The sequence below is a fragment of the Escherichia sp. F1 genome (assembly GCF_046764225.1).
GTDB lineage: Bacteria > Pseudomonadota > Gammaproteobacteria > Enterobacterales > Enterobacteriaceae > Escherichia > Escherichia coli.
This window is the reverse complement of record NZ_CP177202.1, coordinates 2,393,281-2,411,683: the sequence shown is the minus strand read 5'-3', so window position 1 is coordinate 2,411,683 and position 18,403 is coordinate 2,393,281. Positions and strand designations below refer to the sequence as shown.

Genomic DNA, 18,403 nt, shown 5'->3' with positions numbered 1-18,403 from the left:
TGAGTTTATTATTAATTAGGTCACTGGTTTACTGCATGTTTGCCTTAATACGCGGAGTTAATGCACCGTAATCATTGATCGTCTGAAAACTGATATCCCCGGTTGCAGCATGCGGGATATCCACCGATACTTCACCTTTTGGCGGCACCATGGTATTTGGGAGATTGCTATTTCCTGCTTTCATATTTGTTACGGTAATGAAGTAGGGCGTTGGATTAATAAGAGTAAGTTTGCTACCGCTGCGACGAAACCGAAGCATTGCAGGCGCTTCTTCAGGTGCCATTGCCAGGTTCGTGGGGCGATAAAACATTTTTATGCGGCTAATAATTGCCAGCTGTAATGTATTCTCATTCTTCTGGTCTTTTTCCATAGCAGGAATAGCTTTGACATTAACCCAGAACAGGCTTTCACGGTCGCCTGGTAACTGATGATTAGTGGCGTTGATTATCCGCAGCGTATTCTCTTTTTTACCTTGCATGGAAAAAAGCGGTGGCGTAATGACAAACTGGGTGTCTTTTTGGTCACCTGCATTTTCTATCCATGACTGAATGAGATAGACACTGGCAGGATCATTATTCGTGACAGGCAATAAAACCTGTTTCTGGTTTGCCGGATAAATTACCCGCGTCGCACCTAGTGCGACAGCTGCGTTGGCAACGGTGCTATGGCAAGCAAAGAGCAATAAAAGTAACACTGTCGCCATAAAGGAAATAGAGTAGGGGGTACGCGCAGTTTGCATCTGATGCATTCTCCATGTGTTAAGAGGATAAGCGGGGAAACCGTTACATCAGACAATCGGTAAATGTTGCTAATACATTGGCGACTCGCCGGGTTTCCAGACTTAATGCGTTTGTAATAAATGTTGGTTCTCTTTTAATAGGAAAACCTTGCTACAAAGTAAATATTTTAAATAACAGTAAGTTTAACTACTGTTGTTTATTGATCGTTTAGATATTATGTGATTTTTTCATACCGCTCCAAAACACAAACTATTCCTCATTAATAATGAGATGAACATTGGTGAATTGCTCGGGTGTGCGTAGCCATGCCACACACACCCTGTTTCAATTTCAGATGACGTATAGCCACCTTAAGATTGAATTATAGATATTGAACTTTGAAGGTCGCATCAGCGTTTGCAGTACCAGCTACTGACTGCCCGAGAGCAATATAACGAGCCTGGAACGGCAGTATATTCGTGCCATCAATCAAGTCAGTTTTAGCGCTAAAAGTGGCACCATCAAGTATTAATACCTCCCCCGTACGGTCCAAAATTTGAATACCGACATTTTGGGCAGAGCCTGCCGCTGAACTCTGCAGCGCTAATGTGTCGTCATTACTGGTGACAGTAGTACCCAGGAATGCAACAGCTGCATTACTGGAAACATTGGTATCACAATCATTCAGCTTGATATTGAAGCCAACGGCGGAGCTGAGGTCACCCGCTTTAGCCAGACGAGAAGAACGGACCTGACCCAGCTCAACCGTTTGGTTCATTGATTCTGAATCAATCGCACAAGCGGCATTTACCACTTCACCTTTAAAATGAATAACACCGCCATTAACAGTGGTCGTTACTGATTCATCACCCTCGGCTGCGCTTACCGCAGCAGACGACATCGCCAACACAGAAACGACAATCATACCGACATGTTTGAGTTTCATAATTCTCCAAAATTTATATTTAAGTAGCTGAATAAAGAGAGTTAACAATTAAGTCATTCTGTTATTGCTTATAAAACAAGAATCATTCTTAATTGGTTGTTGCCCTGATAATATAGTTTCCAGGGTTATTACATTTCACGAAGAACGATAATATCTTTAAATTACAAGGACACCTAATCACAACAAGTTTATTGCAGCACTTGTTGTAGAGAGTATTTGCAAAGACATTTTATGTCGCTAAATAACATGACGATTTCATTATGCATGATATTTATAAACCGTGACTAAACAGAATATTATTGCGAACAAGGGAAGTGTCAGGAAAGGTCAAGAGCGACCAATGGCTTATATGGCTATAAAACATTAGCTATGGTTAATGTTTGCCTGGTGTAACTAACACGGAATTGCTCTAAACAGATAAGTGCAGGGTTTATTAAAGCTGACCGACAGACTTTCTTAACCTGGTAATATCTCTCTTAGGTGACTCTCCAAACATCCGCGAATATTCCCGACTGAAATGGGATAAGCTTTCGTAACCGACAGCATAGGCTGCAGTGGTGACATCGTAATGTTCATTCAGCATCAGTCGCCTGGCTTCATTGAGGCGTAGCCATTTCTGATACCGGAGTGAACTCATTCCCGCAAGCTGTCTGAAGTGTTGATGGAAAGAGGGTGTGTGGTTTGCCAGCCTGACTCTTCAACGCAGGGAAGATGCGGCAAACGGCAAACCTGCCAGCCTATATCCGGTATGCACAGGCCAATTATGAAAGAGGAGAGGCTTTATGTTCTGGAACCCTGAAGTAATAACGACGACCGGAAAATCGCTTCGCATCACTCAAATTCTATTTAACTTATGTTGAGTGCAAACTTGGTTCATGAATAAAATGTATTTATTGTGTTGTTTTTTAAGTATGTTTTATTACTCACCAATAATTCACTTCATGAACCAACGATATGTAGCTAGCTTTAGCTGACAGGTAGTTCCAGTTCATTAAACCATCCCACATCACATTTTCAAAACGAACACCTCATGATATTGAAGGGTTATCGGATTGATCTATTGAATAAAGTGTAGGTTGAGCTAGCATAGACTTGACCTGCCGCCTATTGATTAGTACACCGTGATGTTAGTAATTGATATTTTTCCCCACATCCACCATCGGTACCACTGTCAGCGATCGCGAAGGCTTCCTAGTGGAGGCTACCCTTTGTTTCGATTGCACACATCAGCTTTATCAGTATCCCTTAACCAAGTTCGAGAGAAATCTCTATTTCCTGTTTACATTGTTGAACGTTGTTTGGGCCAGAAGCCTGGCATCACTCCGGCAAGTCGCCACAACATCTCGCGGGTGCATGTGGCTATGAAGTTAATAAGGTTTTTTTATGGAGGATAATGGTGTTATGACGGTTTCTGTAATTCCGCAGTACAAACCTTTAATCGCAGAATTTAAAGACATCGATAAACTTTCCTCTGCGGACTTTGAAATTTTCGTTCGCGATTTGTTTGTCGCATCGGGATGGACCGATGCCGAAATTACCCAAACAGGCAAAGAATTCAAACACGGTGATGGTGGGGTCGATATTTTCGCCTGGAAAGGGAGGCGAAAGTTTGCTATTGAGGTGAAACAGCGCCAACTGGGTACGACAGTAGATGTGAAGGCTCTTAATCAACTAGTTACCGGCGCCACGCTGGCAAATGTTACCTATAAAATTTTAGTTACCAACTCTTGGTTTACCTCTGAAGTTAAGGCGCGGGCGTTACGACTTGGCGTTGAGTTGATAGACCGGGATGAGTTGCAAAATCTGTGGGTCATTAAGCATTCCGAGATTGGCCGTGACATTAAGCCGCGAACTTATCAGCAGGACGTGATTAACGAAGCCCTTGCACTTCATGCGGCAGGAAAGTCAAAACTTCTGATTGAAATGGCGACGGGATTAGGCAAAACCTATACCGTTGCCCACTTAATTAAGCGCTTAATCCAACAAAATAGCCGCAGGCCAAGAGTGCTATTTCTGGCACATCAGGTCGAGATTTTACTGCAATCTGTTACCGCATTTAAAAACGTTTTGGGTATTGGTAACTACAGTTTTTCTGCCTGTTTCGGCGGCACACATCCCGAAGAGACTGATTTCGTCTTTGCGTCATTTGATACGCTCTATAGCAAACTCGATGAGCTATCTGCAGGAGCATTTGATTACGTCATTGTCGATGAAGCCCATCATACGCTGGCAAAAACCTATTCTGCGGTGGTGTCGCTTTTCCAGCCGCAACTCCTGATTGGCCTAACCGCGACCCCGTACCGGACGGATAATCGCGATGTAGTGAGTTTCTTTGGTGGCGCCGATGGGCATATCGGTAAATTCGATCTGGTTTGGGCACTCAAAAATAAAAAACTGGCATTCCCCAAATATCTTGTCCTGCTTGACGATCTGGATCAGGATAAGATCGACCAGCTTGAGAGCGGCCTTTCTCTATCCGATATCGATAAACTGCTTTTTTTGCATAAAAAAGATCATGAGATTGTCCGGCTCATCAACAAAACAGTGACCGAGCAGGGGATAGAGGACGTAAAAGGGATCATCTTTTGCCGGAATATCCAGCATATGAATCATCTTATTGCGTTCTTTGAGCCTGGCACGGCTACCCTTGTGCACTCAAAAATGTATGATCAGGAACGACGAGAAAATATTCGATTGTTCAGGGAAGGGGATTATAAATACATTTTGGTGTGCGACCTGTTCAATGAAGGTATTGATATTCCAGAAACCAACCTGTTGATCTTTATGCGGTATACAGGGTCACGTACAATCTGGTTACAGCAGTTAGGACGTGGGTTGCGCAAAACGCCAAATAAAGAGTTTGTTCATGTCTTAGATTTTGTTGGATCCCTTGAGCGGTTGAATGAGATTAAGAGCCTAGCAAAAGAGATTGAACAGCAGCCAAGGTATCACGACAGCACTATTGATGATCCGGAGGAGATGGACGCGCCCGAGGTTTATCATGACACTTCGCTGGAGGTGCAATTCAGCGCAGAGGCGGCGAAAGTACTGGCTCTGCTGGAAGAGATGAAAATGCAGCTTAATAGCCGCGATGTACTGCTGGATAAGTTGCGCCGATATCGCGAAAAAAATGACGAGTTGCCCTCCATTGCAGAACTCGAACAAGAGTTAGATGACGTTAGCCTTGATCAAATTGCCACCCATTTCGGCTCTTATTTGAGCTACCTGACAGCCGCATTCAATGAAGACGTAGATATTCCTTCCATGCGCACGAGACTGATTGAATTTCTCGATACCTTTGTCGGGAAGAACAATATGGCACCAAGTTTTTACACGATTTCACTGAATTTCGGCGTGAACCCGTTGTACGAATTCAGCGAAAAAGAGATTCAACAGCTTCTGCCAGATTACGACAACCTTGTCAGTGCCAGAATTAAGGTGACAGCCCCGCAGGACGTGAGTGATATGCCGGTGAAGGAAGTGGAAGTTTGCCCGTGGATCGAAACGTACCGGGGACAGCCTTTGAACCTTGTCAGATTTAAGCAATTACCGTCGGATGTGCAGGAACAGATTAAAAACAAATATCAATCGGCATTCGTGTTTCTCAAAAAGCTAAAAGACGCGCTTTAATATGGAAAAAATTGACATCGTTGCAGATCAACTTCAGCTCGACCGAGCTCTCAATAAACTCATCCATAACCTAGTCGAAGAAAGTCAGCTCACGCTCGGAGAAACGCTCAGTGCCTGGGAGCTCTGTGAAAAACTCAGCATGCAGCAATTCATGGCATTGAAGAAAAATGTCTATTTTGCGGATTTGCTGCGAGCAGTAGAGATTTCGCTCCCCCTCAGGCAGACGCTTCACGTAGATGGCGCGGAAATCAGGCAGGTTGAAACTGAGTTTGAGGAAAAGCCCGAGGTAGCGCGTGATGAACCAGTGATGGAATGCCTGCGGATCCCCGCTTTATCCACCTCGCTGGAGACGATTCAATTGCCTGAACGATTTATGAAATTAATCAAGCGATTGAAAAACATTCAACTGATAAACCCAAATTTTGTGCCTGGTGAAACCTTCGGAGAACTCATCACGTTGTCAGTCAACGAGCTGGCTGAACAGCCTAGCGTCGGTGTGCTGTATATTGATACTTTTAAAGAATTGCAACAGTTGGCTCAGTCTGCACCTGCCGTTGAGGCTATAGACACAGCTAATATGGGCATTGATTTCGCGAAGGTGGATATCAGCCAGATGCGGTTGAGCCTTGCGGGCGTGGAAACCAAACATACGAAAGCGCTGGAAAAATTTGGTCGCTATCTTAAAACGGAAGATATGGGCGAGATGTTGCAGGCTATTCTGCATGCCGAATATGAGCAATTAGTAGCCATTCCGACCTGGGGAAAAGGAAGTATCACAAAGTTATTGGCATTCAGAGACAGGTTACGAGAAGAGATCATCGCCATTCAGAATGGTGACATTGACTACCTAGCGCTTGAATCCGTCTTGATCGTTCCAAAACGGCTTATAAACTGCCCATTGAATAAACTTGAAGCCGTTTTACTGGAAGATATCGAATCTTACTTCGATAAAAGCAGTGAAATGAAGGTCGACATTGCCCAACGCCGCTGGGGGTTTGTCGAAGAAAAAAAGACCCTCGAAGAGATCGGGGCCGATTACGTCGTATCGAGAGAGCGCATTCGCCAGATTCAGGCCGATATAAGACAGGAATTTCTAGGGCATATGCGGATCAGTCAACCATTGGTTTGGGAGGCACTGGAGCCTGAGATATCGCCGGACCTTAGTGTGAAAATGCAGACGCTTTTTTCCTGTTTCTCCTCTGAACGTGACTTCTTCGAATTTCTGGATATGGTGTCAGGGCAGACAGAGCTTATCGCTCATGTCTATCCCGAGATTGATAAAGCGATCCTGAATACCTACTTTGCCGAGAATGGCGCACCAATCCACCTTGACGACATCCGGGAGTTTATTCCCTCCGTCTGCAGCATCGAAATACCCTACGTTGACAATGCGATTCGTCATCTTGCGCAACAAGGCGTCATCCAGCTTAAAGATGAGAACGTCTACCCCCTGCAACTGAAGAAAGCTGAAGCCAGCGCCTGCGTGCTGATTAAACACGAAAAAGGTCTGCCCTGGCTGGATATTGCAAAATTAATCAATGGAAATAATTATTCGCGCAGCCCTGTTTACGAGGACCGTCTGGATCACGAAGCGTTTAACCAGCCTGAATATATCTACCTGTCCGGCAAGGGTACCTACAAGCACACCTGTTTTATCGATGTCGATGCGGCGCTGATAGACGACATTTTTCTGGAAATGATGGAATACGCCGAGAAAAATTCCCGTCCGGTGTTCCACCTGAATGAGTTTTACCAAGCCTCGCGCAATCTAAAAAAGCATGATTACTATGTTATTCGCCATTTTGTGAAACATTTCGGCGAGGATTACGGTTTTTACTTCGACGGAAAATCTCAGACGGATTCGATCGGGCTGGAGAAAGGCTTTAAGAACATCACACAAAAGGACGTCATCGTCGAAGCGATGAACAACAGTGATAAACCGCTAACGAAACCTGAAATTGCCAATTTGCTGAAGAGTAAAAGCCTAGCACATGCGTCGTTTTATCTGGATGGCCTGATTGAGCGGGGAAGTGTTGTTCAGGTGGACCACATGCTCTACACCACACCTGCCTGCGCCTATAAAAATATCGTCATCGACGACTATGTCGCGGCCCTTCATGCATTGCTTCTGCATTTTGGAAAGCCAGTAGAGCCCTCCATTTTTAAAGCACAACTGAACATGCAATTTGAGCGAAGCTACTCGAAATATTTCTATGCTTCTCTTGCCCGGTTAAATGCCAAAGCACAGGGCTGGCACCGTAAACATAGCCTATATTCGGCCACAGAGATTCCTTTTAGCAATATATCATCGGCAATGGACATGCTCTGCGATTCTGGGGCTCCCTTGCAGCAGAATATAGATGCCCTGCAGGCAAATATCGCCATTACACGTGAAACGGCTGCGATTGCCATTCGAAACTGGCGCACAGCACGATCTATGGTCAACGGCTAAAGGCTCATTCGGATGCCGTCTTGGGTCAGCATTTCAGCCAGAGTGCGAGCGCCTGCAGAGCCCCGACTCTGGTTCCATGCCTAGCGTATTTCGCTGTACAGCCTGACTTGTACCAGATTGACTGTATCGCGCCGTTTTCGCCAGTACCGTAAGCATCCGGTGAACTCGCATTGCGCGATCACCGGATGCTTACACACAGCACGTCCGCTTTGTGCCAGAAGCGGATGTTGTAAAGTTTATTTGGAGAATAATGGTTAGATGAACTATGTAGATCATAGCCCTCAAAAGTCAGTAGTCTTACACCATATAAATAGTCATTTAGAGATAGTACACCACCTACAAAAAAAGAGATAAAGCGCGCAAGCTGCATGAAGATACATAAAATGCTTCATCCTGGACTTGATGTTAGAATTAATGCTGACACTCGCTTTGTAAAAGATAAAGATGATTTTGAGGATGATTGGTTTATTAATTATCTCCAATGTTTGTTGTTTTGTGATGATAAAGATTCTCTGGATTAATAGGATAGTAATTCAATTAAAAGAGACCTTATAGAAGGTCTCTTTTAAGTTATGGGGGCTGATTTTATATTCAATAGCGTATGCTCATCGAAGAAATAAACTCATAAAATGTAAAGACAGCCAGCAAAAACATACAGATAAAGATAAGGGAAATAGCACACTTAACTAAGGGCTGAACCCCCCGAGGTGTTCCCCATGGTTTAGACATTTGGGTTATAACCCAAATAAATAAGGCCACAAAACAGCAAACACCAGCCAATCCGAGCAGAGATATTATGACAACTCCAAACAGATTTCCAACATCTAGTTTATCTGTTTTTGCAACTAGGGTTAACAAACCAGCAATAATAGTTGCAATCGATATTCCCGCAATGGTTGTGAGATCGGCGATAACAGCCAGTTTTTCTTTAGTATTTCCTTGAGTAAAAACCTCTAAAATTGATTTCATGGAAATAACCACCTACTATCGATTATATTCAGGAGCTTTTTATTATAACGATATCAGATAGATAAGGACATTGTAATATTTTGGATGATTTAAACTTGCTTTTGTAACTCTAATGTCCACTTTTCGCTCTCAGCGGACCTTCAGCTCAGTGATATCGTCCGCTCTGTGCCAAGAGCGGACTGTCCAACCCATCCCTGAAGAGCCTAGATTATGTATGGTAATTCAGTCATCAAAATAACGTTGGTCACCATCACAAAATTCACATCCTCGGATATGGCTCAGTTCAGGAACGCTATCGCTCAGGTGACCGCAATAACCACATACATGAAGCTCGGTGTAATAGATGAAACACTGAGTGCAAAGATAGCCGTCTCCAAATTTACATACGCTTTCAGGAGTCATGCAATTGGTACATCCAGCAGGAAATACGGAGAGTAGCTGTTCATCCACACTGTGGAACAACTCCTCATCCAGCAGTTTATACCTATCCGAAGTGTAGTCGCAGTGTTCGCATTCAAAATCACTATCTCCCTCAGGTAGCAATTGAGGTATTTCGCAGTCTGGACAAACTAGGGTAATTTGCCTTACAGCACTGGTGCAAACCTTACACCGCGTAACTTCAAGCTTACGGTTTTCATTACCGGTCGTTTCAGTCCCTGTTACCGTCGCATGCTGATGGCACTCATTGCAGTTACCGATTTGAATATTCTTTTCAGAGAGCTGCTCGAGTTCAGGCTTAACCTGTTTAAACCGCACCTCGGCATAAAATTTGTTTCCCCTAATCAGACGAGTTTCACCGAAAGCCAGCTTCCAATTATGTTTGACACCGAAGATAACTTTCCATTCATCCCTTAATAACCGGTTCAGGGCAAACCAGGCGTCAGCTTGTTCTTTGAGTATTTGACGTTGTTCAGCCTCGGTGAAAGTGGGGTGGTAGAAATGAACTACGCGGTTGCGGTGCTTTCTGACCTTATCAAAAGCACTGTCCGTTTCTCTGTCTAGGGGTCTTTCAAGTACGTCCTTAAGCCTTTCACGGGTTTCTTCGTAGGTCACCGACTGAAAATCACCGGCTAGGTAAGCCTGCTTTTTTATTGGCTTTTGGGGTTATGCTAACTACAGAATCAATGCTTTTTTCATCACTGAATTGCGGGTACTCTTTTTTAAATACACAATCAATTTTTGAGAAAATATCATATATAGAGTGATATGATAGAGGAGGCAAGTTACTTTTTGTTGATGTGAATATGAAGTTATGAGAGGTATTTTTACTTATTTTATCAATGTATATTTTCAAGTGGTTGTAATCATTTATGTCTAACGCTAAAACTCGATGCGCCCATGAGTTTTTTAATGACGGCAATCGTTTTCTTGGATCTCTGACATCATCATCTACAGAGGTCACTATGATACTGAATTGTCCGCCTTGGATGTTAGGTTTAATTGAGTGTTTTTCTAACAGGAGCAATTCACTTACTCGCAAACCATAATTCAAAAGAAGACGACAGATTAAATAATTTCTGAATTGAACTTCTCCAGCAGGGAAGGGATTAAGAGGATTTGGCTTGAAAGACGATTCTGGTCTAATAATCTCATAAAATCTCCTGACCATGTCTGCTGTAAGGCTATTAAAATGTTTGTGTGAATGCTTTTGCTTGCTGGGTCGAAAATCAGAACGATAGGTCGACAAACGCTTGGATAATTGTAAAGCATAACGAGAAAGCTCTTTTGGGGTGCCATCCATATAACGAGGAGAAACGTAAGTATTGATCAGATAGTTTATAAAACGGCAGACTGCATGTACATGATTTATATTCGTATTGTGCTTGCTAATTACTGCATATCCGAGTGTAGGCAACATAAGCTTTCCTGATTCAAGATAATGAAGAAATGCTTCAAGCTCACTAACCGCAATCGAAGGATTGTATCCAGACAATTGGAAGCTCAAACAGAAAGTGACATCATGTTTTTGATACCAGTACTCATAAAAAAACTTTAGAGCCTGTAGCGTAGATGACTGCGTGGATTCGGAACGTGAAGCTAAGCGATCAATGAGAAAGAGAAGTGGAAACAGAAGCGGTAAGTTAGTAGTGGTGTCAACCAATGTCCAAAGTCGCCGGTTAGGAGCAACGCTCAACTGGTCAAGTACATACATCTGGGACATCCTCAGAGAGGTTCGTGGATATGAAGAAAATAGCTCTTAAACATAATGCCAGCAAACTAAAGATTAAGAGGGGGCTTAACCCTATGATTTTATGCGAGCCATCTAAGTTCATGAAGTAAGTTAACAATCAACATGATTTAACATAATATACATTATGCGCACCAACATAAACCAAGGAAGAATCCAGTCGTTGGCGGTCATGATTGTCGTGCTCATTAACAACGACCAAACCCCATATCTCACTTACTACCGTATTCTCGGCTTAACCGTCCATGCAACCTCAACACATTGGTTTCAACTGCCGTCACCACGTTCTCCGGAAAATCTGTCGGTAATGAAGTCTTCACATGATCCAGTGCTGCCGGAATCATTCTGGCAAAGTCACTCAGGATTTCATGCATCTGCACTTCCGGAAATTTCAGCACCTTTGCTGTCGCCAGAAAATGTCGCGGATAAATTTTATCGATTGCCGTTTTTTTGCCTTTGGATGCGTTAAGCCCCATTGCCAGTTTGAGATCGCTGATGTGTATTCCCGTACCGCCAAGGACCGGAAATGCTGAAATGATGTCGTAAAATGGCGTGAGTCGATAACTGCCGCCAGCCTGAATAAATACGGAGAAGTTTTTTGCATGGCCATCCGTTGCGCCAATCAACCACTGGAAGACCTGGAATTTCATAAAATCATAACGATCGCGAAGCGCCTCGCTGGACCCCATCAAAAAAGCCATGATCCGCGCGATGCCTGGACCTCCATCTGATTCATATTTCACCGATGAAGGTAAACCGAATGTCTGACACATATCCTCCTGTGGCAAGCGAAGTAAAACCGTTCGCTCAGTATTCCAACGCCTGTCAAAACGTTCGACCGCTAACGCGCGCACCCTTCCCGCTTTAATGATTTCTGCGTCCGGCACATTCAACCCAAGTTCTTTCGCCAGCAGCAGACAGTAATACTCATTATCAACGCTTTGGCTGAGATCGAGCGTCGCATTGGGCTGCCTGATTTCGCCAATCGGTAATTTAATGATGTGCGTCGTCGGCGTTATTCCTTTCGGAATACACCAGTCATTGCCTATTCTGAGCAGCGCTGTCTTCTCCTGCGCGCCAGCAACCGAGATGCGAAAGTCATTTTCTTCTCTAATCATGCCCAGAGGGATATCTGCTTTATAAGCCGTTAATACTTCTTCAAGCCTGGCTTCAGTGAGCTGTTCCCATGCCATTATCGGGCGCGTTATGGTTTCATTTTCGGGTAATAACGTTACGGCACCAACGCTATCTCGCCCTATTTCTGACAATAAATCAAACGGTTGTCTGGATTTGGCATGATAACGTTTAACGATCCGGTCACGTACAATCGGGCTATCGGGTAACAGGTTATCGAAGAAGTTAAATACGGCATCAGAGGTGATATTCCCCCTCTGCAATGGCAGCGAAAGTGACAACGGTCTGGCATAACGGTTAGCTAACCACTCCGGTGCATACTTAAAGGTGTGCGCGCCGTTGGCTAACTTCGTTAACTCGCCTACCCGCTGGTTGTTCATCCAAGTGACAAGTTTAGGCATTACCACTCCAGATCTTGCTGTTCTGTTGATTCTGGCGAGGCATTTTTCGCGTCGCATAGCGTCATTGAGAGTTCAAGCGACTGTAAAATCTTAAAAAAGGTCGTCAGCGTGGTATTGTCAGGGTTGTTTTCGAAATTGGAAATCGTCGCCTGCTTAATACCAATTTTTTTCGCCAGCTCGCTCTGCGTCCAGCCATTTTGCTGACGAACCAGTTTCATTGCATTCGCTAATTGCGTTGGGCTATAGATCTTCTGAAAGCTCATCATGTCATACGTCCACAGCAAATTTATCCGCTCAAGGGGATATTATCAGTTTTATCCTTTAGTGAGGATAAAGTCAATCTGGAAACACATCTTATCCGCTCTACGGGATAAACACTGTGATATCCGCGATCGCGGATAAAAAGGAGGATTTAAAAGTCGTTTGAAGTCGGCAATATTAAGCCGCATGCATCTTCGACATGCGGCTTATACGGTTTACCAGCTATATTTCACACCCAGCATGCCCTGAGTATCACTATAGCCTTTATCACCTAGTTGCACACCGACATTCCCCCACAGACTAAGGTTGTTATTTACTTTCGCCTCAACCCCGGTACGTACTTCACCGAGATTACGCGCACCATCACGGCTTACGGTTTGACCATTCATCTTCACGGCGTAGACTTTGCTGTTGTTGATCCAGTTCGCTTCAATGTAAGGCTGGAACTCACGCTGTTTACCATTGTCACGCTGGTGATGACTGTTCAGGTAGGTTTTCACCCCAAGTCGCGTTTGCACGTTTCCGTCGCCTTCCGTTTCAATGCGTGTTCCGTCTTTCCGGGTATGGTCAGAATCTTTCACACCCATCCAGGTGATTTGTACCTGTGGCTGGACGTACCAGGTATTCAGCGTCCCTTCGCTGCCGCTAAAAGTTCCCGCTTCAAAGGTATACCCACCCTCAACAGAGGCCGTCACACCGCGAGAATCATAGTCGTCAGCAGAACGGTTATCGGAACTGACGCTGTTATCAAACCAGTTATACAGCGCCCAGCTGTCAACATAAGCGCCGGTCTTATTCGCATCGTTCTGATACCAGGTCGCGTACAGTCCTGCGCTGTAACCGCTGATGCGCCCATCCGATTTATAACCCACACGATTACTCTGAGTATTACTGTGCTGATTGGCATAGCCAGCCATGACGCCGAGATGCCAGCGATCCTGCGCGTTGCTACTCCACTGCGCCAAATCGCCTCCTAGCTGCAATACATAGCGGTTAGCCTGAGTATTTAGCTGGCCGTCACCGGTCCTGAAACGTTCGTGCCCCCCGACATGACGCATCCACATACTGCTTGCCGAACCCTGAGAATGCAGTGAATCTGTATACTGCGGCTCACCCAGACGGTCGTGTAAGCGATGGCTAAACAGCGAGTTGGCTGCGGCAATGTTGCTGATATAGCTTCCGGCCTCCGGGCGATAAACTGATGGGCCTTCCGGATCCACAACAGGAGGATTATTGATGGGATCGGGTGTATCCGGTGGCGTTACGCCTTCCCATTTACTGGTCAGATACCAGTTTTTCTCGTCATTCCCCTTCCCTTTAGCCAGCGTGTAGACGTAAGCCCCAGCTTCGACAGTTCCGGTGGTCAGCGCGAAGTTACCTGCAGAATTACCGCCAACCTCAATGAGTTCAATACCGTTGACCGTTTGTGCACCGACGCCGCCAATGTTATCAACCCGAACGCGAGTGTTCCCTTGGGTATCGCCTTTCACGTTCATCTTATCGGTGGGCGAATTATCGCCGCCCAGCGTCGCGTTGAACGTCATCAGGCCATTGTTTCCGGTATAGTTACCGTTAACGGTCAGTACATTCCCCGGTTTCCCCCCTTCGCTGTTCATTTGAACCGTGCCACCATTCTCCAGGTTACCGCCGACAGTGGTTTTAGCGACACGCAGTGTCCCCCCTGGCATAACGTTCACATCACCTGCAGTGGTGACATTTCCCGACATCACACCGCTGTTATGGATATTAATGTGCTGACTTGCCATATTAATGGCAGAGTCGGAACCGAAAGCAATTTCACCACCCACGATATCCGTCGTACCCTGATACGCCGCGGAATCGTTGTTAAGAGTCAGGATCCCGGTACCCAGTTTTGTCACATCACCGCTACCGCTGATACTGTGCGTCATCGCCCAGCTACGCTCAGTGGAGATGGTGAGCAGGCCATTATTGATAACGGAAGCATCACCCAGGTTTTTCTGCTCGTTGACGCTGAGCGCGCTGCCTGTATCAATGTTGAATTGCCCCACAAAGCGGCTATTATCGCCATCCAGCTCTACGTCTGTCCTGGCGGTTGCGCTCACGATACCCTTCCCGCTTATGCTATTACGCAGTTCGCCGGTCACATTTTTTAGCGTTAACAGACCGTCATTGGCAATATTTCCTCTGCCTAACCCCTGCGTATTATCGAGGCTGACTTCCGCATTTGGGCTAATGCTGGTTAACGCATTGTAGCGTGCATTAAGCCCCTCGATAGCCAGTGTTCCCCCTGTAACATTCAGGTTTCCGCCACCTGTCAGTTCGCCCTGACTGATCCCACCTTTATTCACCGTCAGCGACCCCTCTTTAAACAAAACAGTCGAACCCATCAGCCCGGTGAATGTCTCTACCGTCTGGGCCGATCCATTAAGATCGACGATGGCCGCGTTGCTGATGTTCAGTTCCCGAGTATTGCCCAGCGCGCCATCCGCATCGGTACGTAATGTCCCCATCTGAACGTAGGTTGCCCCCTGATAGTCGTTCTGACCGTTAGAAAGCGAAACCTGTCGCACCGTATTGATTGCCAGATCCCCTTCACCACCGATTTTTGCCGACATATCGGCCGTTGCGCCATAGGCTCCGCCATGTTCGGCTAACGTCAGCTTTTGCCCACCATGGATGTTCAGCGCTTTCAGCCCATAGTTAACATACAAACCATCACCTGGTGCGGTCGTGAGTCGGAATCCATAATCACCCTCGGCGACCACTGTTCCGTTTTGCGCAATGTGTAACGTTTTGTCCGCTTTCACCTCGTCGCCCTGTAAATCACGTAACGTTAATGAGCCACCCGACCCAATAACCGATTGCGCCTTCACCAGTTGAACGCCGACATGACTATCATCGTGTTCCAGCAAATTGAGCGTCGTCAGAGGGTTATTCGCCATGGGATCATTCCACGGTTTAGGCACGTCGATAAGCACGTCGCCCGTCCCGTTTACCTGATAGTTACGGCCTTTCCAGGTGTAGTCACCCGCGCCGACAACCAGCGTATCGACGCTGATATATCCCTCCGCGAGCGTCGCAGCAGGAATATCCGTATCGAAAATGAGCGTACCGCCATTCATGGCCAGTCCACCAATGGATTGCTCTCCCACGTTTACCGATGTGGTATTTTCAATGTCAGACTGCAACATCGCGTGAGTAAGCGCAGCGGTGTTGTCGCGTTCCAGAGTGAAGGTACTATCTTTCAGTTGGGCAACACCGGCGAATTCAGTCCCTGTTGCATGGGTAAAGCCAAACATCTTGTCGGAGGATGACAGCTGCACTCGCATCAAGCCATCGCCTTTGAGCGCATTGGTCAGCGTGTAATCTCCTGCACTGTTCGTTGATGCGAGAATGTCGAGCGTACCGGGGTTTGCAATGGTTACTTCACTCGAACCCATGCCCGTTACCCCATCTGCCGTATGAGACGCAATGGTCAGGAGGCCGTCATTGACCAGCGTTTTACCGCTGTAAGTATTCCCTGCATTGAACACCGTATGGCCTGCATCATGGATCACTTTTCCGTCTTTATCGTCACCTGTAATCAGCATATCGACCTGGTAGCCGGCATCACTGTTATTAGTATGATTAAAGACAAAAACACCTTCGCCAGAGCCAAACTCTACTTTCGTCGCGTTGGTGATAAATCCGGCATCTGCCGCCGCCTCACCGTGAGCTGCACCAATGTTTAGCGTTCCTACAGCAGGTTCAAAAACACCTAAGTAAACTTCTCCACCTTCGACATTCAGCGTGCCGCTATTCGTCAGGGTTAACGTACCCGTGCCAGTCGTCCCTACGTTCATATTGAATGTTTCAAGAAGAGAGTTCTGCCCATCCACCCTCACGTCGCCCTTACTTTTGTCATTGAGAGCTATCTGTGTATCACGCGCTTTAACTATACCTCCGGTGGTAATATTCAGTTCACCCGCGCCTAATACACCGACCTGTAGCAATTGGGCGTTTGTAGATGACGTTTTTAAATTCCAGAGACTATCCGTTGAAATATTAACTATCCCCTTACCGGAGGCATTTCCTCCGATAAATCCATAGCCCGTTGAATTAAGGGTGGCACCATTACTGACATTTACGATGCCGCTACCAAAATTACCGACATTAATACCTACAGTATCGAACGATGATGTCGCATCCATCAGGTTCAGTGTGCCGATACCGCTTGCTTTATCGCCCAAAAAAGTAATATTTTGCGATACGAATTTACCGCCATCGCTGATATTGAGGTTTCCGACGCCCGCAACACCAATGGTGGTATAGACATTCTTATTGACCTCCCATATCCCCCCCGTGGTGATGCTAACCTTCCCGACGCCGGTTTCTCCATAACCGAGTGAACTTCCTCCGTTGCTGACAACAAGCCCCTCATTACTGATATTCATTTCGCCGTGGCCGTCATAACCAAGATTAGTTCCGAGATTAGTGATAACGGAGTTCTTATCCTTAACAGTAATGTTGCCTGTGCCTGTTTCTTTCATCCCCGCAGTGATAATTCCCGAATCTACTTTGCCTTCACTCGAGACATTAAGTTCACCGTCGCCAGCATCACCGATATAGATATAGCGGAAAGCTTCGCCCGTTCCGAGGAAATTCCAATGCCCTTTATCAGTCACGTTGACGATACCGTGGGAACCGTCCTGAGCGCCCACCAATGAATATTCTTTATTATTAATCAGTCCATTATTGGAAATATTGACTGTGCCATTACCAAAATATCCATTATAGAGTCTGCGTACCGTGATGACAGAGTCTTGATCCTGCACATTCAGGGTTCCGATACCGGTGGGATTGCCTCCGATAATCGTATTTTCAGCCGTAATCAGTCCCTCCTCGCGAATAGTCGCTTCCCCCGTCCCTTGATTGCCAATTTGAAATTCAATTGAGGAATCATTATTTTTTATTAGCCACTCGCCACCCTTTTCAACGACAACCTTACCATTACTGTTCGCCTGATATCCTACAATGGCGACGATTGAACTCGTGACGTAACCCTTATCCGTAATATTTAATGAGCCTGTACCGTAACTCCCTATTTCGAATAATTCGGTCGTCAGAACCGAGTCCTCTCCCTCAACATTAACCATCCCGACGCCTACAGCTTGAGTACCTAATCTTAAATAGCCTCCGTCAACGTGCCCCTTCTGTTTAATATTCAGCATCCCCGTTCCGGATTGGCCCACATTTAAAGGCCTTGCATTATTTCCGCTATCATACAATCGCCAGGTGCCACCCAAAACATTAACGGTGCCCTTCGAGTTCTCATTACCACCAATGACGCTGGTAGTAATAGTGGTTAAGGAGGCATTACCGCCAGCCAAAATATTAAGCACTCCAGTGCCATACCAGCCAACCAGGTAGGCATCATAAGCAACATCAGTATCAATATTGGTAATCTGATCATTATCAACTTCCAGACTCGCACCAGACGCTGAACCGCTTAGTGCCAGCAAAACACCCAGCGTCAATCTACTGAATTTCGTTGTCAATCCAGAGGATTTACGCAAATTAACCGTCGATGTTTTACCTACCCTGCGAGTTAATTCCGAGCAGGCCTGAAATACCTGTAGGGTGCAATTCCATATCACGCGATAGATTCTATTCATATAAACGCTCCATATACAAATAATACAGCCACGAAAGAGATGAGTCGTCAGACGTTAAAAATGAAAC

General features: G+C 45.7%; 10 protein-coding genes and 2 pseudogenes. 2 read left to right on the top strand and 10 right to left on the bottom strand.

Annotation, left to right across the window (positions count from 1 at the left end):
* Positions 1-28: 28 nt before the first annotated feature.
* The 3 genes and pseudogenes from ACK8NJ_RS11660 to ACK8NJ_RS11650 all read right to left on the bottom strand — a co-directional run.
* Positions 29-739, bottom strand: a complete 711-nt coding sequence (locus ACK8NJ_RS11660) for a fimbria/pilus periplasmic chaperone (RefSeq protein ID WP_139823622.1) — start codon at positions 737-739, stop codon at positions 29-31.
* 362 nt (positions 740-1,101) lie between these two features.
* Positions 1,102-1,665, bottom strand: a complete 564-nt coding sequence (fimA, locus tag ACK8NJ_RS11655) for a type 1 fimbrial major subunit FimA (protein WP_001296758.1) — start codon at positions 1,663-1,665, stop codon at positions 1,102-1,104.
* 433 nt (positions 1,666-2,098) lie between these two features.
* Positions 2,099-2,356, bottom strand: a pseudogene (locus ACK8NJ_RS11650) (helix-turn-helix transcriptional regulator); the annotation flags it as partial.
* Positions 2,357-3,066: 710 nt separating this feature from the next.
* On the opposite strand from ACK8NJ_RS11650, the gene ACK8NJ_RS11645 reads away from it, so the two are divergent.
* Together ACK8NJ_RS11645 and ACK8NJ_RS11640 are read left to right on the top strand one after the other, a co-directional pair.
* Positions 3,067-5,295, top strand: coding sequence for a DEAD/DEAH box helicase family protein (locus ACK8NJ_RS11645; RefSeq protein ID WP_001530084.1), 2,229 nt, complete (start codon positions 3,067-3,069; stop codon positions 5,293-5,295).
* 1 nt (position 5,296) lies between these two features.
* Positions 5,297-7,747 (top strand): sigma factor-like helix-turn-helix DNA-binding protein, encoded by a 2,451-nt coding sequence (locus ACK8NJ_RS11640; protein WP_411962489.1) that lies wholly within the window; start codon positions 5,297-5,299, stop codon positions 7,745-7,747.
* Positions 7,748-7,749: 2 nt separating this feature from the next.
* Here ACK8NJ_RS11640 and ACK8NJ_RS11635 read toward each other — a convergent pair.
* From ACK8NJ_RS11635 to ACK8NJ_RS11605, 7 genes and pseudogenes are all read right to left on the bottom strand, one after another.
* Positions 7,750-7,899: pseudogene (locus ACK8NJ_RS11635) on the bottom strand (IS3 family transposase); the annotation flags it as partial.
* Between the two features lie 439 nt (positions 7,900-8,338).
* Positions 8,339-8,716, bottom strand: coding sequence for a hypothetical protein (locus ACK8NJ_RS11630; RefSeq protein ID WP_000836023.1), 378 nt, complete (start codon positions 8,714-8,716; stop codon positions 8,339-8,341).
* A gap of 222 nt (positions 8,717-8,938) precedes the next feature.
* Entirely contained in the window at positions 8,939-9,769 is an 831-nt protein-coding gene (locus tag ACK8NJ_RS11625) for a hsdR (RefSeq protein ID WP_411962488.1), read from the bottom strand.
* A 10-nt stretch (positions 9,770-9,779) separates the two neighbouring features.
* Positions 9,780-10,868, bottom strand: coding sequence for a site-specific integrase (locus ACK8NJ_RS11620; protein ID WP_411962486.1), 1,089 nt, complete (start codon positions 10,866-10,868; stop codon positions 9,780-9,782).
* 248 nt (positions 10,869-11,116) lie between these two features.
* Positions 11,117-12,439, bottom strand: coding sequence for a type II toxin-antitoxin system serine/threonine protein kinase toxin HipA (gene hipA / locus ACK8NJ_RS11615; protein WP_411962530.1), 1,323 nt, complete (start codon positions 12,437-12,439; stop codon positions 11,117-11,119).
* Positions 12,439-12,705: a type II toxin-antitoxin system antitoxin HipB gene (hipB, locus tag ACK8NJ_RS11610; protein WP_064226053.1), complete on the bottom strand. Its 267-nt coding sequence runs from the start codon at positions 12,703-12,705 to the stop codon at positions 12,439-12,441. The genes hipA and hipB overlap by 1 nt, the downstream gene beginning before the upstream one ends.
* 210 nt (positions 12,706-12,915) lie before the next feature.
* Positions 12,916-18,336: an ECSE_1600 family autotransporter gene (locus tag ACK8NJ_RS11605; RefSeq protein WP_411962485.1), complete on the bottom strand. Its 5,421-nt coding sequence runs from the start codon at positions 18,334-18,336 to the stop codon at positions 12,916-12,918.
* Between the last annotated feature and the right edge of the window lie 67 nt (positions 18,337-18,403).

What these genes read in the sequence shown, in the direction of transcription:
- hipB (WP_064226053.1), bottom strand. Translation starts at nt 12,705, where the DNA reads ATGATGAGCTTTCAGAAGATCTATAGCCCAACGCAATTAGCGAATGCA.
- ACK8NJ_RS11620 (WP_411962486.1), bottom strand. Translation starts at nt 10,868, where the DNA reads ATGTATGTACTTGACCAGTTGAGCGTTGCTCCTAACCGGCGACTTTGG.
- ACK8NJ_RS11660 (WP_139823622.1), bottom strand. Translation starts at nt 739, where the DNA reads ATGCAAACTGCGCGTACCCCCTACTCTATTTCCTTTATGGCGACAGTG.
- ACK8NJ_RS11630 (WP_000836023.1), bottom strand. Translation starts at nt 8,716, where the DNA reads ATGAAATCAATTTTAGAGGTTTTTACTCAAGGAAATACTAAAGAAAAA.
- ACK8NJ_RS11605 (WP_411962485.1), bottom strand. Translation starts at nt 18,336, where the DNA reads ATGAATAGAATCTATCGCGTGATATGGAATTGCACCCTACAGGTATTT.
- fimA (WP_001296758.1), bottom strand. Translation starts at nt 1,665, where the DNA reads ATGAAACTCAAACATGTCGGTATGATTGTCGTTTCTGTGTTGGCGATG.
- hipA (WP_411962530.1), bottom strand. Translation starts at nt 12,439, where the DNA reads ATGCCTAAACTTGTCACTTGGATGAACAACCAGCGGGTAGGCGAGTTA.
- ACK8NJ_RS11640 (WP_411962489.1), top strand. Translation starts at nt 5,297, where the DNA reads ATGGAAAAAATTGACATCGTTGCAGATCAACTTCAGCTCGACCGAGCT.
- ACK8NJ_RS11645 (WP_001530084.1), top strand. Translation starts at nt 3,067, where the DNA reads ATGACGGTTTCTGTAATTCCGCAGTACAAACCTTTAATCGCAGAATTT.